Genomic DNA, 25818 nt, shown 5'->3' with positions numbered 1-25818 from the left:
ATCAAGACGTCATACTGGGGGTATGCGAAGATGTTTAAGTTCTTTCAAAATGTTTCTCGAGAAATGAAGAAAGTCAGCTGGCCAAAAGGGCAGGAGCTTACTCGTTATACGATTACCGTTCTTGCTACAGTAGCCTTCGTTGCTATTTTCTTTGCCGTCGTCGATTTAGGTATTTCTCAGATTCTTGAACTGATTTCATAAGAATAGTAGTATTCGTTTTATGCTATAATAGAAGACAGACTTACAAAAAAACCCGTTCTACGGGTTTTTTCATTGCATTAAAAAATGGTACAGTTTGGCTTTATGGTAAAACGGACACGTACTTCTGCATCCTGAAGTGTCGGAGAGGATTCATAAGTATGGGGGCTCTCTGAAACAGCGCTTCAACCTATGTATGGTAGAACCCGTTGCAATAATTTTTGATATAAGGGAGGGAAGGGCAAATACTTGTCCTGTAATGATGGAAAAAAGATGGTATGTTGTTCACACCTATTCAGGTTATGAAAATAAAGTAAAAACCAACTTAGAAAAGCGCGTCGAATCAATGGGAATGGAAGATAAAATCTTCCGTGTGCTTGTCCCGGAAGATGAAGAGGCGGAAATAAAAAACGGAAAGCGCAAAATCGCGAAAAAGAAAGTTTTTCCTGGCTATGTGCTGGCAGAGATGGTCATGACAGATGATTCTTGGTATGTCGTTCGGAACACTCCCGGCGTGACAGGATTCGTTGGCTCTACTGGTTCGGGTTCCAAGCCGATCCCTCTCCTTCCAGAAGAAGCGGAAACAGTCCTCAAACGAATGGGTATGAACGAACAACCGAAAACAGAGGTTGACTTCGAAGTGAAGGAAAGTGTTAAAGTAACAGATGGGCCTTTCGCAAACTTCACAGGTACCATCGAATATATTGACTTGGACAAACAGAAAGTGAAAGTTCATGTGAATATGTTCGGCCGAGAGACCCCGGTTGAACTGGATTTCTCTCAAATTGAGAAGTTAGGTTAATCCAATCTTTTGAAAAAAATAAATCTCTTCCCCTTGCATTGAACGAGAATAAATGCTAAAATTCTTATGTTCTTTATGTGCCTCGAACACCGGGGCGTTTATGCATAATGCAAAGAGTGGGAGGGGCAAATCCCTATTACCACATCACGGACTTTAAGGAGGTGTGTCTCGTGGCTAAAAAAGTAATTAACGTTGTAAAACTACAGATTCCTGCAGGGAAAGCTAACCCGGCTCCACCAGTAGGACCTGCACTAGGTCAAGCTGGTATCAACATCATGGGATTCTGTAAGGAATTCAACGCTCGTACGCAAGATCAAGCGGGTATGATTATCCCAGTTGAAATTACGGTATTTGAAGACCGTTCATTTACATTCGTAACGAAAACTCCACCTGCTGCTGTTCTTCTTAAGAAAGCGGCTGGAGTTGAGTCAGGTTCCGGTGAACCAAACCGTAACAAAGTAGCTTCTGTAAAGCGCGATCAAGTACGCGAAATCGCAGAAACGAAAATGCCTGACTTGAACGCTGCTGACGTTGAAGCTGCAATGCGCATGGTTGAAGGTACAGCACGCAGCATGGGTATCACGATCGAAGACTAATCCCACAGCGTCAAGAGTAGATAGGAAAAGGTTGCGGAATTGGAGTTTTTGTCCCTTTTCGCAACCTTTATTCGTGGGAGGACAATCCGTTAAAACCACAACGAGGAGGAAATTTGAAATGGCTAAAAAGACGAAAAAACAACAAGAGCTTCTAAAGCTTGTTGATCGTACGAAATCTTACGAAGTCCAAGAAGCAATCGGACTAGTAAAAGACACAGCAAAAGCAAACTTTGATGAAACAGTTGAAGCAGCATTCCGTCTTGGGGTTGACCCTAAGAAAGCGGACCAGCAAATCCGCGGTGCGATGGTGCTTCCACACGGTACAGGTAAATCTCAGCGTGTGCTTGTTTTCGCTAAAGGTGATAAAGCGAAAGAAGCAGAAGCTGCTGGTGCAGACTACGTAGGAGAGCAGGACCTGATCAACAAGATCAACCAAGGTTGGTTCGACTTTGACGTAGTTGTAGCAACTCCAGACATGATGGCTGAAGTTGGTAAGCTGGGTCGCGTATTGGGACCAAAAGGACTTATGCCTAACCCTAAAACTGGTACGGTAACGTTCGAAGTAGAGAAAGCTGTTAACGAAATCAAAGCTGGTAAAGTTGAATACCGCGTTGATAAAGCAGCTAACATCCACGTTCCAATCGGTAAAGCTTCTTTCGATCAAGACAAATTGGTTGAAAACTTCGAAGCAATCACAGATGCCCTTGTAAAAGCGAAGCCACAAGCTTCAAAAGGTACGTACATGCGTAACGCTGCAGTATCTTCTACAATGGGACCTGGAATCAAAGTTGACGTTTCCAATTACGTTAAGTAATTAATTTATTGTTGACTTTCCGTTTCTAGTTGATTATAATTAGAAACGTTGTATAAATGAATACGTTATACCGTAGACAGCAGGGGCGGGTCACCGCTTAAATATCCTGCCGAGGTGTGTGAATATACAGGACAGCGCGTTAAGCCCTGGACTGATCATACAGACCTCCATGTCTACATGGGGGTCTTTTACATGGAGCCTTCAAACGGTATGATGATAAGTCAATAGGAGGTGGAACGATGAGCAACATTATCGAACAGAAAAAGCAAGTTGTAACTGAACTAGCTGACAAGTTCCGTAACAGTAAATCTGCTGTACTAGTAGATTACCGTGGACTTGACGTTGCAGAAGTTACAGAACTTCGTTCACAACTTCGTGAAGCTGGCGTTGATTTCAAAGTGTACAAAAACACAATGACTCGCCGCGCTGCTGAAGAAGTTGAGCTTACTGAGCTTAACGACGTTCTTGTAGGACCGACAGCACTAGCATTCCATGCAGACGACGCTGTTGCACCTGCTAAAATTCTTAACAACTTTGCTAAAGATCACGATAACCTTGAAATCAAAGGTGGCGTAGTAGAAGGTCAGGTTGCATCTCTTGAGCAAATCAAAGAGCTTGCAGAGCTTCCAAACTACGAAGGTCTTGTATCTATGTTCCTAAGCGTACTACAAGCACCAATCAGAAACTTCGCATACGCTACACAAGCGATTGCGGACCAAAAAGAAGAAGAAAGTGCGTAAGTTAGCACTCGTCTAAACTATTAAATTAAAAACAATAAGGAGGAACTTTCTCATGTCTAACGAACAAATCATTGAAGCGATCAAAGAAATGTCTGTTCTTGAACTTAACGACCTAGTAAAAGCTATTGAAGAAGAATTTGGTGTATCTGCTGCAGCTCCAGTTGCAGTCGGCGGTGCTGCTGCAGGTGGCGAAGCTGCTGAAGAGCAAACTGAATTCGACGTAGTACTTGAATCTGCTGGATCTTCTAAGATCAAAGTAGTTAAAGCAGTACGTGAAATCACTGGACTTGGTCTTAAAGACGCTAAAGACGTTGTAGACAACGCTCCTAAAGCTGTTAAAGAAGGCGTTTCTAAAGAAGAAGCGGAAGAAATCAAGTCTCAGCTTGAAGAAGCTGGCGCTACGATCGAACTTAAGTAATTGGACTTTCAAAGTAAAGCTCGCTGACTATCGGCGGGCTTTCTTTTTCTTCTATTATATAGCCTCTCAATATCATCTCCGATAAAAAATGATCACGAGGCGCATGAAAAGAAGGTGTGCGTAAGGTGTCAGAGCATTATTACTCAAAACAGACAACGACCCAAAGTGAAGAGAAGTCGTGGTCCTTCAATTTGAGAGGGCAACCATTCGTATTTACGACGGACAATGCTGTTTTTTCTAAAAAGGAAGTGGATTTCGGTTCACGTTTACTCATTGATTCGTTTACAGAGCCATCTGTTCAGGGAGATGTGCTGGATTTGGGATGTGGCTACGGGCCGATCGGGCTCTCGCTGGCCAAAGCATTCCCGAACCGTGAACTGGTGATGGTGGATGTGAATGAACGAGCGCTCCAGCTTTCCAGAAAAAACGCAGAGCAAAACGATGTGCGTAATGTAACTATTTTAGAAAGTGACCGATTGCAGTCGGTTCGTGACCGTGAATTCGCAGCTGTCTTGACCAACCCACCGATTCGCGCGGGGAAAGAAGTTGTGCATGCCATGTTCCAAGAGTCGGAGGCTGTCCTCCAACCACAAGGGGAACTATGGGTGGTCATCCAGAAGAAGCAAGGAGCTCCATCGGCGAAGAACAAGATGGAGGAGTTATTCGGCAATGTGGAAGTAGTGGCGAAGCAGAAAGGGTACTATATTCTGAAGAGCACTAAGGTTTGACTACTTCTATTAATTGTGCTAGTATTGAAAAATGCCAATATGCATGTTGTCTGTCAAGTCTTTTTTTTGAAAAATGTATAAAAAGGTTGATAGATGGTCAGTATGGTAAAAAACAAACACGTAAAGTAAATGAGGTTTTTATTGATGAAAACCCTTTTTCTTTTTTGTCTAACGTTAGAGAGAAATGAAGAGTCACCATTTGCTATAAAGGCGAATGTTTAAATAGTGCTTGTGGCAAGATCAACCGCAAGCCTGTTCGGCATGTCTTTGCCGAACCTTTTTACGTTATAAAAATGCTTGATTTGAGGGGTGAATCAGTTGACAGGTCAACTAGTTCAGTATGGACGACACCGCCAGCGCAGAAGTTATGCACGTATCAGTGAAGTATTAGAGTTACCGAATCTGATTGAGATTCAAACCGCTTCCTATGATTGGTTCTTAAAAGAAGGTTTGAAGGAAATGTTCCAGGACATTTCTCCTATCGAAGATTTCACAGGTAACCTATCACTCGAGTTTGTAGACTACAGCCTTGGCGAGCCAAAGTATCCAGTGGATGAGTCAAAGGATCGCGATGTAACATACAACGCACCGCTTAGTGTAAAGGTTCGTTTGTTAAATAATGAAACAGGTGAAGTGAAAGAGCAAGAAGTATTCATGGGGGACTTCCCACTCATGACGGACACAGGTACCTTTGTCATTAATGGTGCTGAACGTGTTATCGTTTCTCAGCTTGTTCGCTCTCCAAGTGTCTATTTTAATAAGAAGATTGATAAGAACGGAAAACGCGGCTACACAGCGACAGTTATTCCAAACCGTGGTGCATGGTTGGAATTCGAAACAGATGCCAAAGATGTAGTTCACGTACGTATCGATCGTACTCGTAAGCTTCCAATTACAGTTCTTCTTCGTGCTTTAGGATTCGGCACGGATCAAGAGATCATTGATCTGATCGGTGACAACGAATACTTGAAGAACTCACTTGAGAAAGACAATACAGAAAACAGTGAGAAAGCCTTGCTTGAGATTTATGAGCGTCTACGCCCTGGTGAGCCACCAACAGTAGAGAACGCAAAGAGCCTGCTTGTATCACGTTTCTTCGATCCGAAGCGTTATGATCTAGCGCGTGTCGGACGTTATAAGATGAACAAAAAGCTAAACATTAAAGATCGCTTGTTCAACCAGACCTTAGCTGAAACTCTTGTTGATGAAGAAACAGGAGAAGTATTGGCTGAGAAAGGTGACAAAATCGATCGTCGCTTGCTTAACAAACTGATTCCTTACTTTGAGGATCAGGACAACCAGCTAAGCGAAAGAACGCTTGAACCGGTTGAAGGCGTACTTGAAGATGAAATCCAAGTACAGTCTGTAAAAATCGTTGATCCTACTGACCCAGAAGGGGAACGTTCTATCAACGTAATCGGTAATGCGAACATCGACCGTGATGTGAAGAACATTACACCGGCTGACATCCTATCATCTATCAGCTACTTCTTTAACTTGCTGCATAATGTAGGTGGAACAGATGACATTGACCACTTAGGTAACCGCCGTCTGCGTTCAGTAGGTGAGTTGCTGCAGAACCAATTCCGTATCGGTCTATCCCGTATGGAACGTGTCGTTCGTGAGCGTATGTCTATTCAGGATACGTCATCAATCACGCCTCAGCAGCTGATCAACATCCGACCGGTAATCGCATCAATCAAAGAGTTCTTCGGAAGCTCTCAGTTATCACAGTTCATGGACCAGACAAACCCTCTTGCAGAATTGACGCACAAACGTCGTCTATCTGCCCTTGGACCGGGTGGTCTGACTCGTGAACGTGCCGGATTCGAAGTTCGTGACGTACACTACTCCCACTATGGTCGTATGTGTCCGATCGAAACGCCGGAAGGACCGAATATCGGTCTGATTAACTCCTTGTCTTCCTATGCGAAGGTAAACGAGTTCGGATTCATCGAGACTCCTTATCGTCGTGTTGACCCAGATACGAACCGTGTAACCGCACAAATCGACTATCTGACAGCAGACGAAGAAGATAACTATGTCGTAGCACAGGCGAACGCGAAGCTTGAAGAAAACGGAAGCTTCGTAGATGAAGAAGTTATCGCGCGTTTCCGAGGTGAGAACACCGTTGTAAGCCGTGACCGTCTAGATTACATGGACGTATCACCGAAGCAGGTCGTATCTGCTGCAACAGCGTGTATCCCGTTCTTAGAAAACGATGACTCCAACCGTTCCCTGATGGGTGCGAACATGCAGCGTCAAGCCGTGCCATTGCTTAAGCCGGACGCACCGATTGTTGGTACAGGTATGGAATATGTATCTGGTAAAGACTCAGGTGCTGCCGTTATCTGCCGCCACGAAGGTGTCGTAGAGCGTGTCGAAGCGAAAGAAGTGCTTGTACGCCGTATTTCAGAAGTCGACGGACGCGAAGTAGAAGGTGACCTTGATCGTTACCGTCTACAGAAATTCATCCGTTCCAACCAAGGTAGCTGTTACAACCAGCGCCCAATCGTGGCTAAAGGTGACCGCGTCGTACAAGGTGAAATCCTTGCTGACGGTCCATCTATGGACATGGGTGAATTGGCCCTTGGACAAAACCCACTTGTTGCTTTCATGACGTGGGATGGCTACAACTATGAGGATGCCATCATCATGAGTGAGCGTCTTGTGAAAGACGACGTTTATACGTCTATTCATATTGAAGAATATGAATCTGAAGCACGAGATACGAAACTTGGACCAGAAGAAATTACAAGAGACATTCCGAACGTAGGGGAAGATGCCCTTCGTGACCTGGATGACCGCGGAATTATCCGTGTAGGTGCTGAAGTAAGTGATGGAGACCTTCTAGTAGGGAAAGTAACACCTAAGGGCGTTACTGAACTATCTGCAGAAGAACGTCTACTTCATGCAATCTTCGGTGAAAAAGCACGTGAAGTACGTGACACCTCACTACGTGTTCCACACGGTGCAGGCGGAATTGTCCTTGATGTGAAGATATTCAATAGAGAAGACGGCGACGAACTACCACCAGGCGTTAACCAGTTGATCCGTGTCTACATCGTTCAGAAGCGTAAGATTTCTGAAGGGGATAAAATGGCCGGACGTCACGGTAACAAAGGTGTAATTTCTAAGATTCTTCCAGAAGAAGATATGCCGTTCCTTCCAGACGGAACACCTGTAGATATCATGTTGAACCCACTTGGTGTACCATCACGTATGAACATCGGACAAGTGCTAGAATTGCACTTAGGTATGGCTGCCCGCCTGCTTGGCGAACGCGTAGCAACGCCTGTATTCGATGGAGCTCGTGAGGAAGACGTTTGGGAAACACTTGAAGAAGCAGGAATGTCCCGTGATGCGAAGACCATCCTTTATGATGGCCGTACAGGTGAACCTTTCGATAACCGTGTATCCGTTGGTGTCATGTATATGATCAAACTGGCGCACATGGTTGACGATAAGCTTCACGCACGTTCTACAGGACCTTATTCACTCGTTACGCAACAGCCGCTTGGTGGTAAAGCACAGTTCGGTGGACAGCGTTTCGGTGAGATGGAGGTATGGGCACTTGAAGCTTATGGTGCTGCTTATACCCTTCAAGAGATTCTGACTGTTAAGTCCGATGACGTTGTAGGTCGTGTGAAGACGTATGAAGCGATTGTGAAAGGCGATAACGTTCCTGAACCAGGAGTGCCAGAATCCTTTAAAGTTCTTATCAAAGAGCTTCAGAGTCTGGGTATGGACGTGAAGATCCTGTCTGGTGATGAGGAAGAAATCGAGATGCGTGATATTGAAGAAGAGCAGACAAAAGAATCGGAGAACTTAAACCTGGACGACTAATTCGAGAGACGTTCGATGATCTTTTTAATTCGGAGCTTAGGGTAAAACCCGGATACTGAAAGGGAGGTAGGCCCCTTGCTAGATGTAAATAACTTTGAGTATATGAAAATTGGTTTAGCTTCACCAGATAAGATTCGTTCATGGTCTTACGGGGAAGTAAAGAAACCTGAAACGATTAACTATCGTACGCTGAAACCAGAAAAAGACGGCTTATTCTGTGAACGTATTTTCGGTCCTCAAAAGGACTGGGAATGTCACTGTGGGAAATACAAACGCGTCCGCTATAAGGGCGTCGTTTGTGACCGCTGTGGCGTTGAAGTAACAAAAGCAAAAGTCCGTCGTGAGCGTATGGGGCACTTGGAACTTGCTGCCCCTGTCTCTCACATCTGGTACTTCAAAGGCATTCCAAGCCGTATGGGACTTGTTCTTGACATGTCTCCTCGTGCTTTGGAAGAAGTCATTTATTTTGCGGCATATATTGTAACGGACCCAGGTGAAACAGCACTTGAGAAGAAACAGCTTCTTTCTGAAAAAGAGTACCGCTCTTACCGTGAGAAGTTCGGACAAGGCTTCCAAGCTGCAATGGGTGCTGAAGCAATCCGTAAATTGCTATTCGATATCGACTTGGACGGAGAAGTTGACACGCTTAAAGAAGAGCTTAAGACAGCTCAGGGTCAACGTCGTACACGTGCCATCAAGCGTTTGGAAGTACTAGAGTCATTCCGTCATTCAGGTAATGACCCATCATGGATGATCCTTGATGTACTACCAGTCATCCCTCCAGAGCTTCGCCCAATGGTGCAGCTGGATGGTGGACGTTTCGCAACTTCTGATTTGAATGACCTATATCGTCGTGTCATCAACCGTAACAACCGCTTGAAGCGCTTGTTGGACCTTGGTGCACCAACGATTATCGTTCAGAACGAGAAGCGTATGCTTCAAGAAGCTGTAGACGCCTTGATCGACAACGGCCGTCGTGGTCGTCCAGTTACAGGACCAGGTAACCGTCCACTTAAATCCCTTTCTCACATGTTGAAAGGTAAACAGGGACGTTTCCGTCAAAACCTTCTTGGTAAGCGTGTTGACTACTCAGGACGTTCCGTTATCGTAGTTGGTCCTTCACTGAAAATGTATCAGTGTGGACTTCCAAAAGAAATGGCACTTGAATTGTTCAAGCCATTCGTCATGAAAGAGCTTGTCTCTCGTGGCCTTGCGCATAACATCAAGTCCGCCAAACGTAAGATTGAACGCGTCCATGACGAAGTGTGGGACGTTCTTGAAGACGTCATTAAAGAACACCCTGTACTCCTTAACCGTGCACCAACACTGCACCGTCTTGGAATCCAGGCGTTCGAACCGACATTGGTTGAAGGTCGTGCAATCCGTCTTCACCCGCTTGTATGTACTGCATACAACGCAGACTTTGACGGTGACCAAATGGCCGTTCACGTTCCATTGTCGTCTGAAGCACAAGCAGAAGCACGTATTCTTATGCTTGCCGCACAGAACATCCTGAACCCTAAGGATGGTAAGCCGGTTGTTACACCATCACAAGATATGGTACTAGGTAACTATTACCTGACCCTTGAGCGTACTGGAGCAGTTGGTGAAGGTATGGCATTCAAAGACTTGAATGAAGCGATTATGGCTTATCAGAATGGCTATGTGCACCTACACACACGTGTAGCCGTACAAGCAAGCTCCTTAGACAACGAAACCTTTACAGAGGAACAGAATCAGCAGTTGCTTCTTACAACAGTAGGTAAGCTGATTTTCAATGAAATGCTGCCTGCATCGTTCCCTTATATAAATGAACCGACCCAGGAAAACCTTGAGGTCAAAACACCGGATCAATACTTTGTTCCGAACGGTACAGATATCCGCGAAGAAATCTCTAAGCGTGAAGAAGTATCACCATTCAAGAAAGGTATCTTAGGAGATATCATTGCAGAAGTCTTCAAACGCTTCTCGATCAGTGAAACATCTAAGATGCTTGACCGAATGAAAGACCTAGGGTTTGCTTATTCAACAAAAGCTGGTATTACTGTTGGTGTATCAGACGTTGTCGTACTTCCTGAGAAGCAAGAGATTCTTGAAGAAGGACAAGAGAAAGTTGATAAAGTACTCAAGCAGTTCCGTCGCGGTCTCATTACAGAAGAAGAGCGTTATGACCGTGTTATCGAAATCTGGTCGGCGGCGAAAGATGACATCCAGAATCGTCTGATGAAGTCACTTGACCCGACCAACCCAATCTTCATGATGAGTGATTCCGGAGCACGTGGTAACGCATCTAACTTTACGCAGCTTGCGGGTATGCGTGGCCTAATGGCCAACCCGGCTGGTCGAATCATCGAACTACCGATCAAGTCCAGTTTCCGTGAAGGTCTGACAGTACTTGAGTACTTCATCTCTACTCACGGTGCACGTAAAGGTCTTGCCGATACCGCACTTAAGACTGCCGACTCAGGTTACCTGACTCGTCGTCTAGTAGACGTAGCGCAGGATGTTATTGTTCGTGAAGATGATTGTGGAACAGACCGTGGCCTGCCAGTCTATGCACTGACAGAAGGTAGCGAAGTCATTGAACCACTCATCGACCGTCTGATCGGACGTACGTCCTTCCAGACACTCAAGCATCCTGAAACAGGAGAACTTCTTGCATCCCGTAACGAAGTCATCTCTGAAGATGCTGCGAAACAGATTTCTGATTCTGGTATCGAGCAAGTGGTCATCCGCTCAGCATTCACTTGTAACACGAAACACGGTGTTTGTAAGAAGTGTTACGGACGTAACCTTGCCACAGGTGAAGAAGTTGAAGTCGGTGAAGCAGTTGGTATCATCGCTGCGCAGTCCATCGGTGAACCAGGTACACAGCTTACAATGCGTACCTTCCACACAGGTGGTGTAGCAGGAGACGATATCACACAGGGTCTTCCACGTATCCAGGAAATCGTTGAAGCACGTAATCCGAAAGGTCAAGCCGTGATCACCGAAATCGAAGGTACAGTTGAAGACGTAAATGAAGTGAAAGAGAAGCTTGAAATTGTTGTCCAAGGTACTGTAGAATCCCGTTCATACACTGCTCCGTACGGTGCGCGTATGAAAGTGGCAGTCGGCGACAAAGTGCAAGCAGGAGAACCATTAACGGAAGGTTCAATCGATCCGAAAGAACTTCTGAACATTCAAGGCCTTGACGGTGTACAAGAGTATCTTCTTAAAGAAGTTCAAAAAGTATATCGTATGCAAGGTGTTGAAATCTCCGACAAGCACGTTGAAGTCATGGTTCGTCAAATGCTTCGTAAGATCCGTGTGCTTGACTCTGGTGACACAGATGTTCTTCCAGGTTCCCTTCTTGAGATTCACCAATTCAAGGAAGCGAACCAAAAAGCACTTGTGGAAGGCGGACAACCTGCCGTTGGTCGTCCAGTCATCCTTGGTATTACGAAAGCATCTCTTGAAACAGACAGCTTCTTGTCTGCAGCATCCTTCCAGGAAACAACTCGTGTCCTAACTGATGCAGCGATTAAAGGTAAGAGAGATGAACTATTAGGCTTGAAAGAAAATGTTATTATTGGTAAACTTGTTCCGGCTGGTACTGGAATGACACGTTATCGTAAGATTCAGGCTCAGTCTGAAGCAAGCGATGCGGGTGAACAGCCAGAAGAAGTAACTCAGCCGTAAGCATAGAGAGATATCAAGATAACAAAGGGTAATGACGAAGAGGCAGTACTTCTTCTTGAAGAAGCTTTGATAGAAAATTATAAAACTACCCAAAATGCAGTTGACATGCATTTTGGGTAGTGATAATATAATCAAGGTGCTTCCGTTTATCCTTGTTACTTTGGAGGATATGAAAGATGTCTTATGAAAAAGTAGCACAGGCTAAATCAGAGATAGTAATCGGGACCAAACAAACACTGAAAGCCATGAAAAATGGTGAAGTGAATGAGGTCATAACGGCTGACGATGCCGATCAGTCGATGACGGCAAAAGTAGTCCAGTTAGCCAGGCAATTAAACATACCGCACACAAATGTTCCTTCGATGGAAGCATTGGGTGAAGCATGTGGTATTGATGTTGGCGCTGCTACAGTAGCTATAAAGCAATAAAGTTTTGGCGTTTATCGCGAAAGCTTTGTTTTTTGCCTTTTTATGAACCACCTGGATGTGTGGTATTAAGAATTAAGGAAGGGAGGACATCAAACATGCCTACTATTAACCAACTAGTTCGTAAAGGACGTGTGGCGAAGTCTAGAAAGGCTACGGCACCTGCGTTGAACAAAGGTTACAACAGCTATAAAAAACGTATGACGAACGAGAACTCTCCACAAAAACGTGGTGTTTGTACTCGTGTTGGTACAATGACTCCGAAGAAGCCAAACTCCGCTCTTCGTAAATATGCTCGTGTTCGTCTAACGAACCAGCTTGAGGTTAACGCTTATATCCCTGGTATCGGCCACAACCTTCAAGAGCACAGTGTTGTACTAATCCGTGGCGGTAAGGTTAAAGACTTACCAGGTGTACGTTACACAATCGTACGTGGTGCACTAGATACTGCAAGCGTAGATGGACGTATGCAAGGCCGCTCTAAATACGGTACTAAGAAGCCTAAAGCTAAAAAATAAACGATAGTCATCTATCGATTAAATAGAACAAGAATGAAGGGAGGCTAACCAATGCCACGTAAAGGTCCAGTAGCAAAACGTGATGTATTACCAGATCCGATGTATAACTCTAAGCTTGTTACTCGCTTGATCAACCAAATCATGGTTGACGGTCAGCGCGGTAAAGCTCAGAAGATTCTTTATAAAGCGTTCGAGCTAGTTCAGGAGCGTAGCGGTAACGATGCTATGGAAGCTTTTGATCAAGCAATGAAGAACGTAATGCCTGTATTGGAAGTACGCGCTCGTCGTGTAGGTGGTTCCAACTACCAGGTACCTGTTGAGGTTCGTCCAGAGCGTCGTCAGGCTCTAGGTTTGCGTTTCATTGTTAACTATGCGCGTCTTCGCGGAGAGAAAACAATGGAAGAGCGTCTAGCAAACGAAATTCTAGATGCAGCAAACAACACAGGTGCTTCAGTTAAGCGCCGTGAGGAAATGCACAAGATGGCGGAAGCGAATAAAGCATTCGCTCACTATCGCTGGTAATTCCCATTCAAATAAAAGTTCAATCAGGAAGGAGAAAATGTCATGGCTAGAGAGTTCTCCTTGGAAAAGACCCGTAATATCGGGATCATGGCTCACATTGATGCTGGTAAAACAACAGCAACAGAGCGTATTCTTTTCTACACAGGACGTATCCACAAGATTGGCGAAACTCACGAAGGAGCTTCCCAAATGGACTGGATGGAGCAGGAACAAGAGCGTGGAATTACAATCACTTCCGCTGCGACAACTGCTCAATGGAAAGGTCACCGTATTAACATCATCGATACTCCAGGACACGTAGACTTCACTGTAGAGGTTGAACGTTCCCTGCGTGTACTTGACGGATCAGTAGCTGTACTAGACGCTCAGTCTGGTGTTGAGCCACAAACTGAAACCGTTTGGCGCCAAGCTACAACTTACGGTGTTCCACGTATTGTTTTCGTAAACAAGATGGACAAAATCGGCGCAGACTTCTTGTACTCCCTAGGAACGCTTAAAGATCGCCTAGGTGCAAATGCTGCAGCTGTTCAACTTCCTATCGGTGCGGAAGATGATTTCGAAGGAATCATCGACCTTGTAACGATGGAAGCTTACTACTACATGGATGACCTGGGTACTCGTGCTGAGGCACGCCCGATTCCTGAAGATCATCAAGAACTTGCTGAAGAGCAACGCGCTAACCTTATCGAGGCAGTAGCTGAGCTTGATGAAGAATTGATGATGAAATATCTTGAAGGGGAAGAAATCTCTAACGAAGAGTTGAAAGTTGCGATCCGTAACGCGACTCTAAGCGTTGAGTTCTATCCTGTATTCTGTGGTTCTGCCTTCAAGAACAAAGGTGTTCAACTTCTAATCGATGGAGTTATTGATTACCTTCCATCTCCATTAGATGTACCACCAATTGAAGGTCACGTACCTCAAACAGAAGAAGAAGTTGTCCGTAAGGCTGATGACAGCGAGCCATTCTCTGCATTGGCATTTAAAGTTGCAACAGACCCTTACGTTGGTAAACTTACCTTCTTCCGTGTTTACTCAGGTACACTATCCGCTGGTTCTTACGTGAAGAACTCCACGAAAGATAAGCGTGAGCGTGTAGGTCGTATCCTACAAATGCACGCCAACTCTCGTGAAGAGATCTCCACTGTATACGCCGGTGATATTGCGGGTGCTGTAGGTCTTAAGGACACAGGTACTGGTGACACATTGTGTGATGAGAAGAGCCTTGTTATCCTTGAGTCTATGGAATTCCCTGAGCCAGTTATCTCAGTAGCGATCGAGCCGAAGTCCAAAGCGGACCAAGATAAGATGGCTATTGCACTAGGTAAACTTGCTGAAGAAGATCCGACATTCCAAACTGAAACAAACGTAGAAACAGGACAAACGATCATCGCTGGTATGGGTGAGCTTCACCTTGACATCATCGTTGACCGCCTGCGTCGTGAGTTTAAAGTTGAAGCGAATATCGGTGCTCCACAAGTTTCTTACCGTGAGACTTTCCGTGCTAGTGCACAAGTTGAAGGTAAGTTCGTACGTCAATCCGGTGGTCGTGGACAATTCGGTCACGTATGGGTTGAATTCGAGCCAAACGACGAAGGTGCTGGATTCGAATTCGTAAACAAAATCGTTGGTGGTGTTGTACCACGTGAATATATCCCTTCTGTAGAGCAGGGTATTAAAGAATCCTTGGAAAACGGTGTACTTGCTGGCTACCCTATGGTAGACATTAAAGCGACACTTTACGATGGTTCTTACCACGATGTCGACTCCAACGAGATGGCCTTTAAAGTAGCCGCATCTATGGCACTTAAAGAGGCGAAGAACAAGTGTAAACCAGTTCTTCTTGAGCCAATGATGAAAGTTGAAGTAGTCATTCCAGAAGAATACATGGGTGACATCATGGGTGACGTAACTTCCCGTCGTGGACGTGTTGAAGGTATGGAAACTCGTGGTAATGCTCAGGTTGTTAAAGCATTTGTTCCACTTGCAGAAATGTTCGGTTACGCAACGGCTCTACGTTCTAACACGCAAGGTCGCGGAACGTACACGATGCACTTCGATCACTACGAAGAAGTACCGAAGAGCATTTCTGAAGAAATCATCAAGAAAAATGCTGGTGAATAATTGATTTTTTTGATCAGTTGAAGTATAACTTGTATTGTAAGCTTAGAAGTAAGTTTCTTACTTCTAAGCTGCAAATAAAGTAACTATATTAATTGCTACTTATTTAAAGGAGGAAATATACAATGGCAAAAGAAAAATTTGACCGGTCCAAGTCCCACGTCAACATTGGTACAATCGGCCACGTTGACCACGGTAAAACAACTCTAACTGCTGCAATCACTACAGTTCTTCACAAGAAATCTGGTTCTGGTGAAGCTATGGCATACGACATGATCGACGGTGCTCCAGAAGAGCGTGAGCGTGGAATCACTATCTCAACTGCACACGTTGAGTACGAAACTGAAACTCGCCACTATGCACACGTTGACTGCCCAGGTCACGCTGACTACGTTAAGAACATGATCACTGGTGCTGCTCAAATGGACGGCGCGATCCTAGTTGTATCTGCAGCTGACGGTCCAATGCCACAAACTCGTGAGCACATCCTACTTTCTAAAAACGTAGGTGTACCAGCTATCGTTGTATTCCTAAACAAAGTTGACATGGTAGACGACGAAGAGCTACTTGAACTAGTTGAAATGGAAGTACGTGACCTTCTTTCTGAGTACGACTTCGATGGTGACGATGTTCCTGTAGTAAGCGGTTCTGCTCTTAAAGCTCTTGAAGGCGATGAGAAGTATGAGCAAGCTATCTTCGATCTAATGGATCAAGTAGACAACTACGTTCCAACTCCAGACCGTGACACTGACAAGCCATTCATGATGCCAGTTGAGGACGTATTCTCAATCACTGGTCGTGGTACAGTTGCAACTGGTCGTGTTGAGCGTGGACAAGTTAAAGTCGGTGACGAAATCGAAATCATCGGTCTTAACGAAGAAGCATTCAAGACTACAGTAACTGGTGTTGAAATGTTCCGTAAGCTTCTAGATTACGCTGAAGCTGGTGACAACATTGGTGCACTTCTTCGTGGTGTTAACCGTGAAGACATCAACCGTGGTCAAGTACTAGCTAAGCCTGGTTCAATCACACCACACACAAACTTCAAAGCTGAAGTTTATGTACTATCTAAAGACGAGGGTGGACGTCACACTCCATTCTTCTCTAACTACCGCCCACAGTTCTACTTCCGTACTACGGACGTAACTGGTGTTATCGAACTTCCAGAAGGCGTAGAAATGGTTATGCCTGGAGATAACATTGAAATGACAGTTGAACTTATCTCTCCAATCGCGATCGAGGACGGAACTCGTTTCTCTATCCGTGAAGGTGGACGTACAGTAGGTTCTGGTGTTGTTTCTACAATCACTAAGTAATCTCGGTTACTGATATAAATGAGGCAGCAGGGTTTTCCCTGCTGTCTTTTTTGTTGTTGAGAAAGGTTCTGTACTGATAGGGATGATCAGTGGATACAGAACCTTATGACGTCATGTTATCCAATCCATATTTGTGCGGGGAAGCAACCCGGTGAATACATGCCGTGCTCTATATTTTTACGATGAAATCACCTCTGTTTTAAATAATCTAAGGAAGCAATTCATAAATCGACGCTCTCGTATGAGCCTGCTATTCTAATCTATGTACAGTTATGGCTTGAAATGAATGAGGATATCTGTTTAAATAGAAAAAGTGGAAAAACGCCGGAGCGACACAACAAATTACTAAACAGCCCTTGAAAAATAGTGGTTGAGTTAGTATACTATATGGATGTGTTCATAAAGAAAATTTTTATGGATAAATCCTTGCATTGACCGACTTTCTTCTATATAATGAATAATGTTGGTCATAAAAGGCGATGAAGCGAAAGGTTGTTGACACACCCGGCCCCTTTGCCATGGCTAGTGAGTCAAGTTTTTTCGCGGAGAATGTCTATTTTTAAAATGGGCGAAAAAGGAGGGAAAATAATGGCAAAAGAGAAAATTCGTATTCGTTTAAAGGCGTATGATCACAGAGTACTTGATCAGTCCGCTGAGAAAATCGTAGACACAGCGAAGCGTTCTGGAGCTAACGTATCAGGTCCAATCCCGCTTCCAACTGAACGTTCTATCTACACTGTACTTCGTGCAACACACAAGTATAAAGATGCTCGTGAGCAGTTCGAAATGCGTACACACAAACGTCTAATCGATATCGTTAATCCAACACCACAGACTGTTGATTCACTAATGCGTTTGGATCTACCATCTGGTGTGGACATCGAAATCAAACTATAAATCTTAAGTTAAAATAATAGGAGGTGTATCGGATGACGAAAGGAATCTTAGGACGTAAAATTGGCATGACTCAGATCTTCTCTGAAAACGGAGAATTGATTCCAGTAACAGTTGTAGAAGCTGAACCAAACGTTGTTCTTCAGAAGAAGACACAAGAAAACGATGGTTACGAAGCGCTTCAACTTGGATTCGCTGATCAAAAGCCAAACCGTCAAACAAAGCCTGAAAAAGGCCACGCTGAGAAAGCAAGCACAACACCTAAGCGCTACATTCGTGAATTCCGTACAACAAACCTTGATGACTACGAACTAGGTCAAGAGGTTAAAGTTGATATTTTTGAAGCTGGTGACGTAATTGACGTTACAGGAACTTCTAAAGGTAAAGGATTCCAAGGTGCAATCAAGCGCCATAACCAATCTACTGGACCTAAGACTCACGGTTCCCGTTTCCAGCGCCGTTCTGGTTCTATGGGACAAGGTGCTGACCCAGCCAAAGTACACAAAGGCAAAAAACTTGCTGGACGTATGGGTGGCGAACAAGTAACGCTTCAAAACCTTGAAGTTGTGAAGGTGGACGCTGAACGTAACCTTCTACTAATCAAAGGTAACGTACCAGGTGCGAAAAAATCATACCTTACAATCTCGAGTGCAGTTAAGGCTAGCAAATAATTAACGGAAGGGAGGATATGTCATGCCTAAAGTAGCACTATTAAACCAAAGTGGTTCTAACGTTGGTGATATTGAACTTAACGATGCCGTTTTCGGTATTGAACCAAATACTCATGTACTACACGAAACTGTTGTGATGCAGCGCGCGAATCTTCGCCAAGGCACACACAAAGTAAAAGGACGCTCTGAAGTTAGTGGCGGTGGACGTAAGCCATGGCGCCAAAAAGGTACAGGCCGTGCGCGTCAAGGATCCACTCGTTCCCCTCAATGGGTTGGCGGTGGAACTGTATTCGGTCCTACACCACGTAGTTACAGCTACACAATGCCAAGAAAAGTACGTCGTCTAGCACTTCAGTCTGCTTTTTCTTCTAAAGTCAAAGAAGAGAACATCATTGTTCTTGAGAGCCTATCTCTAGATGCTCCAAAGACTAAAGAAGTAACAAGCATTCTTAACGCGCTGGATGTCAACGAAAAGGCATTGATCGTAACAGCGGACAAAGATGAAAACGTAACTCTTTCATCTAACAACATTCCTACAGTAAAAGCTCTTTCTGTGGAAGAGGTTAGTGTGTTAGATTTACTAACGCATGACAAGCTGATCCTTACGAAGGAAGCAGCTGAAAAAGCAGGGGAGGTGCTCTCATAATGAAAGAACCACGCGACATCATTAAGCGCCCTGTCATTACTGAACATTCTGCTGATCTTATGGGAGAAAAGAAATATACGTTTGAAGTAAACCCTAAGGCGAACAAAACAGAAATCAAAGTTGCTGTTGAAGAAATCTTCGGCGTAAGCGTTGAGTCTGTTAACACGATGAACCTTAAAGGTAAATACAAGCGTATGGGTCGTTACGGTGGATACCGTTCTGATCGTAAGAAGGCAATTGTTAAGCTAACACAAGACAGTGAAGAACTAGAATTCTTCGAAGTATAAAAATAAACCATATATAAAGAAGGAGGGAAATAGAGATGGCGATTAAAAAGTTCCGACCGATTACTAACGGTCGTCGACACATGACAGTATCTGATTTTGCTGAGATCACTACTGATAAGCCGGAAAGCACCCTTGTTGCTCCTTTACACAAGCGTGGAGGACGTAACAACCAAGGTAAACTAACGGTTCGTCATCAGGGCGGTGGACACAAACGCAAATACCGTATCATCGACTTCAAGCGTGATAAAGATGGTATACCAGGACGCGTTGCTACGATCGAATACGATCCAAACCGTACCGCTAACATTGCACTTATCAACTATGTTGATGGTGAAAAACGCTACATCCTAGCTCCGAAAGGTGTTCAGGTTGGCACAGAAATCATTTCTGGTGAAGGTGCAGATATCAAACCAGGTAACGCACTTACACTTAAAGACATTCCAGTTGGTACAACAGTACACAACATTGAATTGAAACCAGGACGCGGTGGTCAGCTTGTACGTTCAGCTGGTGCATCTGCACAAATCCTTGGTCGTGAAGAAAAATACACGCTAGTACGTCTAACATCTGGTGAAGTTCGCTTGGTACTAAGCACTTGCCGTGCTACAATCGGTCAAGTTGGTAACCTACAGCACGAACTAATCAGCGTTGGTAAAGCTGGACGTTCTCGTTGGCAAGGTAAGCGCCCAACTGTACGTGGTTCTGTAATGAACCCTAGTGATCACCCACACGGTGGTGGTGAAGGACGCGCGCCAATCGGTATGCCTTCTCCAGTATCTCCATGGGGTAAACCAACACTTGGTTACAAGACGAGAAAACGCAACAAGCCGTCTGATAAATATATCGTACGCCGTCGTGGCAAAAAATAACGGGGTTGTAAGACGGGCGATAAAACCCGTCTCTCAATCGCGAAGGGAGGTTTATTCATGGGCCGCAGCCTGAAAAAGGGACCTTTTGTAGATGATCATTTAATGAAAAAAGTTGAGAAGCTTAACGAAGATGGCAAGCAACAAGTGGTGAAAACTTGGTCTCGCCGTTCTACAATCTTCCCAAACTTTGTTGGACACACTATCGCAGTTTATGATGGTCGTAAGCACGTACCAGTCTACGTTACTGAAGACATGGTAGGTCATAAACTAGGTGAATTCGCACCATCCCGTACGTTCAAGGGACACTCTGGTGACGATAAGAAAACAAAACGCTAAATTAGAGAGGAGGCACTCCAATGCAAGCTAAAGCAGTTGCTAAAACCGTTCGTATCGCTCCTCGTAAAGCTCGTCTAGTTATTGATTTGATTCGAGGAAAAGATGTAGGTGAAGCGATAGCGACGTTACGTCTTAAAGAACGTGGCGCATCTCCAGTAGTTGAGAAAGTCCTTAACTCTGCGATCGCTAACGCAGAACACAATTATGAAATGGACCCGGAAAACCTATACGTTTCCGAAGCGTTTGTAAACGAAGGGGTAACTCTTAAACGTTTCCGCCCTCGTGCAATGGGCCGCGCAAGCCAAATCAACAAACGCACTAGCCACATCACAGTGGTTGTATCAGAAAAAAAGGAGGGATAATCAGTGGGTCAAAAAATTAATCCAGTAGGTCTTCGTATCGGCGTCATCCGCGATTGGGAATCCAAGTGGTACGCTGGCAAAGACTACGCAGACTTGTTACATGAAGACATTAAGATTCGTGAATATGTTGAAGAACGCCTTAAAGATGCTGCTCTTTCTACTGTTGAGATTGAACGTGCAGCGAACCGCGTGAACATCACTGTCCACACGGCTAAGCCTGGTATGGTTATCGGTAAAGGTGGTTCTGAAGTAGAAGCACTTCGTAAAAATCTAAACCAACTCACTGGTAAGAGAGTTCACATCAACATCGTTGAAGTGAAGAAACCAGATCTTGACGCTACTCTTGTAGCTGACAATATCGCACGTCAATTGGAGAACCGTGTTTCTTTCCGTCGTGCTCAGAAACAAACATTGCAACGTGCTATGCGCGCAGGAGCTAAAGGTATTCGTACCCAAGTATCCGGCCGTCTAGGTGGCGCGGACATCGCTCGTGCAGAATACTACAGTGAAGGAACTGTACCACTTCACACACTTCGTGCAGACATCGACTACGGAACTGCAGAAGCAGACACCACTTACGGTAAGCTTGGTGTTAAAGTGTGGATCTATCGTGGAGAAGTCCTTCCAACTAAAACAAACAAGTAAGGAAGGGGGAACAGCATTATGTTAATGCCAAAACGTGTTAAATATCGTCGTCAACACCGTACAAGCTTAAAAGGTAAAGCCAAAGGCGGAACTGAAGTAGCTTTCGGTGAATATGGATTGCAAGCAATTGACCCAGCATGGATTACAGCCCGTCAAATCGAGGCAGCGCGTATCGCGATGACTCGTTACATGAAGCGTGGCGGTAAAGTCTGGATTAAAATCTTCCCTGACAAGCCTTATACTGCTAAGCCCCTAGAAGTACGAATGGGTTCTGGTAAAGGTGCTCCAGAAGGTTTCGTAGCTGTTGTGAAACCAGGGAAAATTATGTTCGAGATCGCAGGTGTATCAGAAGAGGTTGCACGCGAAGCGTTGCGTCTTGCTTCTCACAAGCTGCCGATCCGTACGAAATTCGTAAAACGTGAAGAAATTGGTGGTGAAATCAATGAAGGCTAATGAAATCCGTGAATTAACCACTGCCGAAATTGAACAAAAAGTTAAGTCTCTTAAAGAAGAACTTTTCAACCTACGTTTCCAACTGGCAACAGGACAGCTTGAGAACACAGCGCGTATTCGCGAAGTTCGCAAGTCTATCGCACGTATGAAAACTGTTGCTCGTGAACGTGAGCTAGGTGTAAATAACTAATAGATGAGAGGAGGTCACCCTCACATGACTGAACGTAATAATCGTAAGGTTTATACTGGACGTGTTGTTTCTGACAAAATGGACAAAACAATCACTGTCTTAGTAGAAACTTATAAGTTCCACAAGCTTTATGGCAAACGCGTAAAGTATTCCAAAAAGTTAAAAGCTCATGACGAAAACAACCAAGCGAAAAATGGTGACATCGTAAGCATCATGGAAACGCGTCCGCTATCAGCGTCTAAACGTTTCCGTCTCGTCGAAGTTGTTGAAGAGTCTGTTATTATCTAATTCAAGTTCGATCGGATATAATCCGAAGGGAGGTTACATGGTATGATCCAACAGGAAAGTCGTCTGAAAGTTGCAGATAACTCTGGTGCTCGTGAAATCCAAACTATTAAAGTATTGGGTGGATCAGGCCGTAAAACTGCGAACATTGGTGATGTCATCACTGCGACAGTGAAACAGGCAACACCAGGGGGCGTTGTTAAAAAAGGTGAAGTAGTTAAAGCCGTAATCGTACGTACCAAGAGCGGTGTTCGCCGTGTAGATGGTTCTTACATCCGTTTTGATGAGAACGCAGCCGTAATCATCCGTGATGATAAAGGGCCACGCGGTACTCGTATCTTTGGACCGGTTGCTCGTGAACTACGCGAAGCTAAGTTCATGAAAATCGTTTCTCTAGCTCCAGAAGTATTGTAATTCCGAATCGAAAATGCCTTGTCAAGGAGGTGCGCGAAGAATGCACGTAAAAAAAGGTGACAAAGTAATGGTTATTACTGGTAAGGATAAAGGCAAGCAAGGTACAATCCTTGAAGCTTATCCAAAACAGGACCGTGTTCTTGTTGAAGGTGTCAACGAAGTGAAAAAACACTCTAAGCCTTCCCAAGAGAACCCACAAGGTGGAATCTTGACTCAAGAAGCATCGATCCACGTTTCAAACGTAATGCCAATCGACCCGAAAACTGGCGAACCAACACGTGTTGGCTATAAAGTGGAGGGCGACAAGAAAGTTCGTATCGCGAAAAAATCTGGTGAAGCACTAGATAAATAACCCATAAATGAAAGGAGGGCCACACGATGAACGAACTAAAGAAACAATATAAAGAAGAAGTTGTTCCATCTCTGATGAACAAATTTAACTATGATTCAATCATGCAGACACCAAAAGTTGAAAAGATCGTTGTCAACATGGGTGTAGGTGATGCTGTTCAGAACGCGAAAGCACTAGATACAGCTGTAGAAGAGCTAACAATGATCACTGGTCAGAAGCCTGTTATCACGAAAGCGAAGAAATCAATCGCTGGTTTCCGTCTACGTGAAGGCATGCCAATCGGTGCGAAGGTTACACTTCGCGGAGAGCGCATGTACCAGTTCTTGCAAAAACTGATCCAAGTGTCTCTTCCACGTGTACGTGACTTCCGTGGTATCTCTAAGAAAGCATTTGATGGCCGTGGTAACTACACACTTGGTGTTAAAGAACAATTGATTTTCCCAGAAATTGATTACGATAAAGTAAGTAAAGTGCGTGGTATGGATATCGTCATCGTTACAACTGCTGACTCTGACGAAGAATCCCGTGAACTATTAGCTCAATTCGGTATGCCGTTTCAAAAATAATGAGCTAACGATAAGGAGGGAAAATAGTGGCTAAAAAATCAATGGTCGCGAAACAGAAGCGTAAACAGAAGTATCAAGTACGCGAATATACGCGCTGTGAACGTTGCGGACGTCCACACTCTGTACTTCGTAAGTTTAAGCTTTGCCGTATTTGTTTCCGTGAACTTGCATATAAAGGACAAATCCCTGGTGTCAAAAAAGCCAGCTGGTAAACCCGATTTAGGGAAGGAGGTAAATGAGTTATGACAATGACAGATCCAATTGCAGATATGCTAACGCGTATTCGTAACGCTAACATGGTACGTCACGAGAAGCTTGAGCTTCCAGCTTCTAACGTAAAGAAAGAAATCGCTGATATCCTTAAGCGTGAAGGTTTTGTACGTGATTATGAATTTGTAGAAGACAGCAAACAGGGTGTACTTCGCATCTTCCTTAAGTACGGACAAAGCAACGAACGCGTAATCACTGGTGTAAAACGTATCAGTAAGCCAGGACTACGTGTTTACGCTAAAGCTGAAGAGCTTCCGAAAGTTCTTAACGGACTTGGTGTAGCCGTCGTATCAACATCAAAAGGTTTACTAACAGATAAAGAAGCTCGTGAACAAGCCATCGGTGGCGAAGTTCTAGCTTACATCTGGTAATAAAAACAGATAAGACAGGAGGTGCAACAATATGTCTCGCGTAGGTTTTAAATCACTTGAAATCCCTGAAGGTGTAGAAATCGTTCAGGATAACCAAACAATCACTGTTAAAGGTCCAAAAGGTGAACTTACTCGTACGTTCCACGAGGACATTACAGTTACGATCGAAGATAACGTTCTTACAGTTGCTCGTCCAAGCGACCACAAAGAACACCGTGCTCTTCACGGTACTACCCGCAGCCTGATCGGTAACATGGTTGAAGGTGTTTCTAAAGGCTTCGAGAAAAGTCTTGAAATCATCGGTGTAGGTTACCGTGCTCAGAAACAAGGAGACCAAGTTGTCATTAACGCTGGTTACTCCCACCCAGTAGAGGTAGAAAAGCGCGAAGGTATCGAAATCGAAGTTCCTTCTCAAACGAAGGTAACGGTTAAAGGTATCGACAAAGAGCTTGTTGGCGCAGTTGCAGCTAACATTCGTGCGATTCGTCCTCCGGAGCCTTATAAAGGTAAAGGAATTCGTTACGAAAACGAACGTGTACGCAGAAAAGAAGGTAAAACAGCTAAGTAAGGCTTAGGTAATGTATAGAAAGGAGTGACCCGAATGATCTCGAAGGCAGATAAAAACGTCGTGCGTAAGAAGCGTCATGCACGTGTTCGTAAGAACGTCTTTGGCACAGCTGAACGCCCACGTTTGAACGTGTATCGCTCTAACAAACACATTTACGCTCAACTTATCAACGATGAAAGCCAGGTAACTGTAGCAAGTGCGTCTACTGTTGACAATGACTTTGATCTTGGTACAACTGGTAACGTTGAAGCAGCACAAAAAGTCGGTGAAATGGTAGCAAAGCGTGCAATCGACAACGGATATAAAGTTGTTGTATTTGACCGCGGTGGTTACTTGTATCACGGACGTGTTAAAGCCCTAGCAGACGCGGCTCGCGAAGCCGGCCTGGAATTTTAATCGTTAAAGGAGGGACATTAATGAAAACAACAATCGACCCTAACAAACTGGATCTTGAAGAACGCGTAGTTACGATCAACCGTGTTGCGAAGGTAGTTAAAGGTGGACGTCGTTTCCGCTTTGCTGCATTGGTTGTAGTAGGAGATAAAAATGGTCATGTTGGCTTCGGTACAGGTAAAGCCCAAGAGGTACCTGAAGCGATCAAGAAGGCTATTGATGATGCGAAGAAAAATCTAATCACAGTACCTGTCAAAGGTACGACGATCCCACACGAAATCAACGGTCGCTTTGGTGCGGGTAACATCTTGATGAAACCAGCTGCAGAAGGTACTGGAGTTATCGCTGGTGGACCTGTCCGTGCGGTACTTGAGCTTGCAGGTGTTCAAGACATCCTGTCTAAGTCACTTGGTTCAAACACACCAATCAACATGGTGCGTGCGACACTAACTGGACTTAGCGAGCTTAAGCGCGCAGAAGACGTTGCTAAACTTCGTGGGAAGACTGTCGAAGAACTGTAAAAT

General features: G+C 44.5%; 33 protein-coding genes and 1 other annotated feature. All 33 genes read left to right on the top strand.

The annotated features are described in order from the left end of the window. Positions 1 to 30: 30 nt before the first annotated feature. On the top strand, positions 31 to 201 hold the full coding sequence (gene secE, locus LCM20_RS18900) for a preprotein translocase subunit SecE (RefSeq protein ID WP_225197053.1): 171 nt from the start codon (positions 31 to 33) through the stop codon (positions 199 to 201). 259 nt (positions 202 to 460) lie between these two features. Next, positions 461 to 1000 (top strand): transcription termination/antitermination protein NusG, encoded by a 540-nt coding sequence (gene nusG, locus LCM20_RS18895; protein WP_225197052.1) that lies wholly within the window; start codon positions 461 to 463, stop codon positions 998 to 1000. A gap of 170 nt (positions 1001 to 1170) precedes the next feature. Further along, positions 1171 to 1596 (top strand): 50S ribosomal protein L11, encoded by a 426-nt coding sequence (gene rplK / locus LCM20_RS18890; RefSeq protein WP_079477364.1) that lies wholly within the window; start codon positions 1171 to 1173, stop codon positions 1594 to 1596. 118 nt (positions 1597 to 1714) lie between these two features. Continuing rightward, entirely contained in the window at positions 1715 to 2410 is a 696-nt protein-coding gene (gene rplA, locus LCM20_RS18885) for a 50S ribosomal protein L1 (RefSeq protein WP_225197051.1), read from the top strand. 52 nt (positions 2411 to 2462) lie between these two features. Then, positions 2463 to 2610 (top strand) — a sequence feature (ribosomal protein L10 leader region). 39 nt (positions 2611 to 2649) lie between these two features. After that, positions 2650 to 3150 carry a 50S ribosomal protein L10 gene (rplJ, locus tag LCM20_RS18880; RefSeq protein WP_225197050.1) on the top strand — a complete coding sequence of 167 codons (501 nt, stop codon included), beginning with the start codon at positions 2650 to 2652 and terminating at the stop codon, positions 3148 to 3150. A 52-nt stretch (positions 3151 to 3202) separates the two neighbouring features. Further along, complete coding sequence (rplL, locus tag LCM20_RS18875; RefSeq protein WP_225197049.1) at positions 3203 to 3568, top strand: 50S ribosomal protein L7/L12; 366 nt, start codon at positions 3203 to 3205, stop codon at positions 3566 to 3568. Positions 3569 to 3693: 125 nt separating this feature from the next. After that, the gene (locus LCM20_RS18870) at positions 3694 to 4296 is read left to right on the top strand and encodes a class I SAM-dependent methyltransferase (protein ID WP_225197048.1); all 603 of its coding nucleotides are present in this window, start codon (positions 3694 to 3696) and stop codon (positions 4294 to 4296) included. A gap of 318 nt (positions 4297 to 4614) precedes the next feature. Continuing rightward, positions 4615 to 8142, top strand: coding sequence for a DNA-directed RNA polymerase subunit beta (gene rpoB, locus LCM20_RS18865; protein WP_225197047.1), 3528 nt, complete (start codon positions 4615 to 4617; stop codon positions 8140 to 8142). A 75-nt stretch (positions 8143 to 8217) separates the two neighbouring features. Beyond that, entirely contained in the window at positions 8218 to 11823 is a 3606-nt protein-coding gene (gene rpoC, locus LCM20_RS18860; RefSeq protein WP_225197046.1) for a DNA-directed RNA polymerase subunit beta', read from the top strand. A gap of 176 nt (positions 11824 to 11999) precedes the next feature. Continuing rightward, positions 12000 to 12251 (top strand): 50S ribosomal protein L7ae-like protein, encoded by a 252-nt coding sequence (locus LCM20_RS18855; RefSeq protein ID WP_225197045.1) that lies wholly within the window; start codon positions 12000 to 12002, stop codon positions 12249 to 12251. Between the two features lie 95 nt (positions 12252 to 12346). Continuing rightward, on the top strand, positions 12347 to 12766 hold the full coding sequence (gene rpsL / locus LCM20_RS18850; protein ID WP_225197044.1) for a 30S ribosomal protein S12: 420 nt from the start codon (positions 12347 to 12349) through the stop codon (positions 12764 to 12766). A 51-nt stretch (positions 12767 to 12817) separates the two neighbouring features. Beyond that, the gene (gene rpsG, locus LCM20_RS18845) at positions 12818 to 13288 is read left to right on the top strand and encodes a 30S ribosomal protein S7 (protein ID WP_225197043.1); all 471 of its coding nucleotides are present in this window, start codon (positions 12818 to 12820) and stop codon (positions 13286 to 13288) included. Between the two features lie 42 nt (positions 13289 to 13330). Next, positions 13331 to 15409 (top strand): elongation factor G, encoded by a 2079-nt coding sequence (gene fusA / locus LCM20_RS18840; protein ID WP_225197042.1) that lies wholly within the window; start codon positions 13331 to 13333, stop codon positions 15407 to 15409. 122 nt (positions 15410 to 15531) lie between these two features. Continuing rightward, positions 15532 to 16722 carry an elongation factor Tu gene (tuf, locus tag LCM20_RS18835; protein WP_225197041.1) on the top strand — a complete coding sequence of 397 codons (1191 nt, stop codon included), beginning with the start codon at positions 15532 to 15534 and terminating at the stop codon, positions 16720 to 16722. A gap of 588 nt (positions 16723 to 17310) precedes the next feature. Next, positions 17311 to 17619 carry a 30S ribosomal protein S10 gene (gene rpsJ / locus LCM20_RS18830; protein ID WP_014641420.1) on the top strand — a complete coding sequence of 103 codons (309 nt, stop codon included), beginning with the start codon at positions 17311 to 17313 and terminating at the stop codon, positions 17617 to 17619. Between the two features lie 32 nt (positions 17620 to 17651). Next, a complete protein-coding gene (gene rplC / locus LCM20_RS18825) occupies positions 17652 to 18287 on the top strand; it encodes a 50S ribosomal protein L3 (protein WP_225197040.1) in 636 nt (211 codons plus the stop codon). Between the two features lie 22 nt (positions 18288 to 18309). After that, positions 18310 to 18933 carry a 50S ribosomal protein L4 gene (gene rplD, locus LCM20_RS18820; protein ID WP_225197039.1) on the top strand — a complete coding sequence of 208 codons (624 nt, stop codon included), beginning with the start codon at positions 18310 to 18312 and terminating at the stop codon, positions 18931 to 18933. Continuing rightward, positions 18933 to 19220, top strand: a complete 288-nt coding sequence (rplW, locus tag LCM20_RS18815; protein ID WP_225197038.1) for a 50S ribosomal protein L23 — start codon at positions 18933 to 18935, stop codon at positions 19218 to 19220. The genes rplD and rplW overlap by 1 nt, the downstream gene beginning before the upstream one ends. Before the next feature lie 35 nt (positions 19221 to 19255). Next, the gene (gene rplB, locus LCM20_RS18810) at positions 19256 to 20089 is read left to right on the top strand and encodes a 50S ribosomal protein L2 (protein ID WP_225197037.1); all 834 of its coding nucleotides are present in this window, start codon (positions 19256 to 19258) and stop codon (positions 20087 to 20089) included. Positions 20090 to 20146: 57 nt separating this feature from the next. After that, a complete protein-coding gene (rpsS, locus tag LCM20_RS18805) occupies positions 20147 to 20425 on the top strand; it encodes a 30S ribosomal protein S19 (protein WP_225197036.1) in 279 nt (92 codons plus the stop codon). Positions 20426 to 20445: 20 nt separating this feature from the next. Continuing rightward, positions 20446 to 20787 (top strand): 50S ribosomal protein L22, encoded by a 342-nt coding sequence (rplV, locus tag LCM20_RS18800; protein ID WP_225197035.1) that lies wholly within the window; start codon positions 20446 to 20448, stop codon positions 20785 to 20787. A gap of 3 nt (positions 20788 to 20790) precedes the next feature. Further along, on the top strand, positions 20791 to 21432 hold the full coding sequence (rpsC, locus tag LCM20_RS18795) for a 30S ribosomal protein S3 (RefSeq protein WP_225197034.1): 642 nt from the start codon (positions 20791 to 20793) through the stop codon (positions 21430 to 21432). 18 nt (positions 21433 to 21450) lie between these two features. Further along, the gene (gene rplP / locus LCM20_RS18790) at positions 21451 to 21885 is read left to right on the top strand and encodes a 50S ribosomal protein L16 (protein WP_225197033.1); all 435 of its coding nucleotides are present in this window, start codon (positions 21451 to 21453) and stop codon (positions 21883 to 21885) included. Then, positions 21875 to 22075 (top strand): 50S ribosomal protein L29, encoded by a 201-nt coding sequence (gene rpmC / locus LCM20_RS18785; protein WP_008636054.1) that lies wholly within the window; start codon positions 21875 to 21877, stop codon positions 22073 to 22075. The genes rplP and rpmC overlap by 11 nt, the downstream gene beginning before the upstream one ends. A 24-nt stretch (positions 22076 to 22099) precedes the next feature. After that, positions 22100 to 22363 carry a 30S ribosomal protein S17 gene (gene rpsQ, locus LCM20_RS18780; RefSeq protein ID WP_225197032.1) on the top strand — a complete coding sequence of 88 codons (264 nt, stop codon included), beginning with the start codon at positions 22100 to 22102 and terminating at the stop codon, positions 22361 to 22363. 42 nt (positions 22364 to 22405) lie between these two features. Further along, complete coding sequence (gene rplN, locus LCM20_RS18775; protein ID WP_225197031.1) at positions 22406 to 22774, top strand: 50S ribosomal protein L14; 369 nt, start codon at positions 22406 to 22408, stop codon at positions 22772 to 22774. 40 nt (positions 22775 to 22814) lie between these two features. Beyond that, entirely contained in the window at positions 22815 to 23126 is a 312-nt protein-coding gene (gene rplX / locus LCM20_RS18770; RefSeq protein WP_225197030.1) for a 50S ribosomal protein L24, read from the top strand. Between the two features lie 26 nt (positions 23127 to 23152). Next, the gene (gene rplE, locus LCM20_RS18765; RefSeq protein ID WP_225197029.1) at positions 23153 to 23692 is read left to right on the top strand and encodes a 50S ribosomal protein L5; all 540 of its coding nucleotides are present in this window, start codon (positions 23153 to 23155) and stop codon (positions 23690 to 23692) included. 26 nt (positions 23693 to 23718) lie between these two features. Continuing rightward, positions 23719 to 23904, top strand: a complete 186-nt coding sequence (locus LCM20_RS18760) for a type Z 30S ribosomal protein S14 (protein WP_079477340.1) — start codon at positions 23719 to 23721, stop codon at positions 23902 to 23904. A 30-nt stretch (positions 23905 to 23934) separates the two neighbouring features. Beyond that, a complete protein-coding gene (gene rpsH, locus LCM20_RS18755) occupies positions 23935 to 24333 on the top strand; it encodes a 30S ribosomal protein S8 (protein WP_225197028.1) in 399 nt (132 codons plus the stop codon). Between the two features lie 31 nt (positions 24334 to 24364). Continuing rightward, positions 24365 to 24901 carry a 50S ribosomal protein L6 gene (gene rplF / locus LCM20_RS18750; RefSeq protein ID WP_225197027.1) on the top strand — a complete coding sequence of 179 codons (537 nt, stop codon included), beginning with the start codon at positions 24365 to 24367 and terminating at the stop codon, positions 24899 to 24901. A gap of 33 nt (positions 24902 to 24934) precedes the next feature. After that, positions 24935 to 25297 carry a 50S ribosomal protein L18 gene (rplR, locus tag LCM20_RS18745; RefSeq protein ID WP_225197026.1) on the top strand — a complete coding sequence of 121 codons (363 nt, stop codon included), beginning with the start codon at positions 24935 to 24937 and terminating at the stop codon, positions 25295 to 25297. Between the two features lie 20 nt (positions 25298 to 25317). After that, entirely contained in the window at positions 25318 to 25815 is a 498-nt protein-coding gene (gene rpsE, locus LCM20_RS18740) for a 30S ribosomal protein S5 (RefSeq protein ID WP_225197025.1), read from the top strand. Positions 25816 to 25818 lie beyond the last annotated feature (3 nt).

The sequence above is a fragment of the Halobacillus litoralis genome, assembly GCF_020171725.1.
Lineage (GTDB): Bacteria > Bacillota > Bacilli > Bacillales > Halobacillaceae > Halobacillus > Halobacillus litoralis_F.
This window is presented reverse-complemented; position numbering and strand designations above follow the sequence as displayed.

Excerpts from the sequence above, each read along its gene's own strand:
- rpsG (WP_225197043.1), top strand. The coding sequence starts at position 12,818 with ATGCCACGTAAAGGTCCAGTAGCAAAACGTGATGTATTACCAGATCCG.
- rpsQ (WP_225197032.1), top strand. The coding sequence starts at position 22,100 with ATGACTGAACGTAATAATCGTAAGGTTTATACTGGACGTGTTGTTTCT.
- rplF (WP_225197027.1), top strand. The coding sequence starts at position 24,365 with ATGTCTCGCGTAGGTTTTAAATCACTTGAAATCCCTGAAGGTGTAGAA.
- rpsJ (WP_014641420.1), top strand. The coding sequence starts at position 17,311 with ATGGCAAAAGAGAAAATTCGTATTCGTTTAAAGGCGTATGATCACAGA.
- rplJ (WP_225197050.1), top strand. The coding sequence starts at position 2,650 with ATGAGCAACATTATCGAACAGAAAAAGCAAGTTGTAACTGAACTAGCT.
- rpsH (WP_225197028.1), top strand. The coding sequence starts at position 23,935 with ATGACAATGACAGATCCAATTGCAGATATGCTAACGCGTATTCGTAAC.
- rpsE (WP_225197025.1), top strand. The coding sequence starts at position 25,318 with ATGAAAACAACAATCGACCCTAACAAACTGGATCTTGAAGAACGCGTA.
- secE (WP_225197053.1), top strand. The coding sequence starts at position 31 with ATGTTTAAGTTCTTTCAAAATGTTTCTCGAGAAATGAAGAAAGTCAGC.
- rplD (WP_225197039.1), top strand. The coding sequence starts at position 18,310 with ATGCCTAAAGTAGCACTATTAAACCAAAGTGGTTCTAACGTTGGTGAT.
- rplC (WP_225197040.1), top strand. The coding sequence starts at position 17,652 with ATGACGAAAGGAATCTTAGGACGTAAAATTGGCATGACTCAGATCTTC.
- rplP (WP_225197033.1), top strand. The coding sequence starts at position 21,451 with ATGTTAATGCCAAAACGTGTTAAATATCGTCGTCAACACCGTACAAGC.
- rplB (WP_225197037.1), top strand. The coding sequence starts at position 19,256 with ATGGCGATTAAAAAGTTCCGACCGATTACTAACGGTCGTCGACACATG.
- rplN (WP_225197031.1), top strand. The coding sequence starts at position 22,406 with ATGATCCAACAGGAAAGTCGTCTGAAAGTTGCAGATAACTCTGGTGCT.
- rpsS (WP_225197036.1), top strand. The coding sequence starts at position 20,147 with ATGGGCCGCAGCCTGAAAAAGGGACCTTTTGTAGATGATCATTTAATG.
- fusA (WP_225197042.1), top strand. The coding sequence starts at position 13,331 with ATGGCTAGAGAGTTCTCCTTGGAAAAGACCCGTAATATCGGGATCATG.
- rplR (WP_225197026.1), top strand. The coding sequence starts at position 24,935 with ATGATCTCGAAGGCAGATAAAAACGTCGTGCGTAAGAAGCGTCATGCA.
- rplV (WP_225197035.1), top strand. The coding sequence starts at position 20,446 with ATGCAAGCTAAAGCAGTTGCTAAAACCGTTCGTATCGCTCCTCGTAAA.
- rplL (WP_225197049.1), top strand. The coding sequence starts at position 3,203 with ATGTCTAACGAACAAATCATTGAAGCGATCAAAGAAATGTCTGTTCTT.
- nusG (WP_225197052.1), top strand. The coding sequence starts at position 461 with ATGGAAAAAAGATGGTATGTTGTTCACACCTATTCAGGTTATGAAAAT.
- rplX (WP_225197030.1), top strand. The coding sequence starts at position 22,815 with ATGCACGTAAAAAAAGGTGACAAAGTAATGGTTATTACTGGTAAGGAT.
- tuf (WP_225197041.1), top strand. The coding sequence starts at position 15,532 with ATGGCAAAAGAAAAATTTGACCGGTCCAAGTCCCACGTCAACATTGGT.
- LCM20_RS18855 (WP_225197045.1), top strand. The coding sequence starts at position 12,000 with ATGTCTTATGAAAAAGTAGCACAGGCTAAATCAGAGATAGTAATCGGG.
- rplW (WP_225197038.1), top strand. The coding sequence starts at position 18,933 with ATGAAAGAACCACGCGACATCATTAAGCGCCCTGTCATTACTGAACAT.
- rpsL (WP_225197044.1), top strand. The coding sequence starts at position 12,347 with ATGCCTACTATTAACCAACTAGTTCGTAAAGGACGTGTGGCGAAGTCT.
- rpmC (WP_008636054.1), top strand. The coding sequence starts at position 21,875 with ATGAAGGCTAATGAAATCCGTGAATTAACCACTGCCGAAATTGAACAA.
- rplA (WP_225197051.1), top strand. The coding sequence starts at position 1,715 with ATGGCTAAAAAGACGAAAAAACAACAAGAGCTTCTAAAGCTTGTTGAT.
- rplE (WP_225197029.1), top strand. The coding sequence starts at position 23,153 with ATGAACGAACTAAAGAAACAATATAAAGAAGAAGTTGTTCCATCTCTG.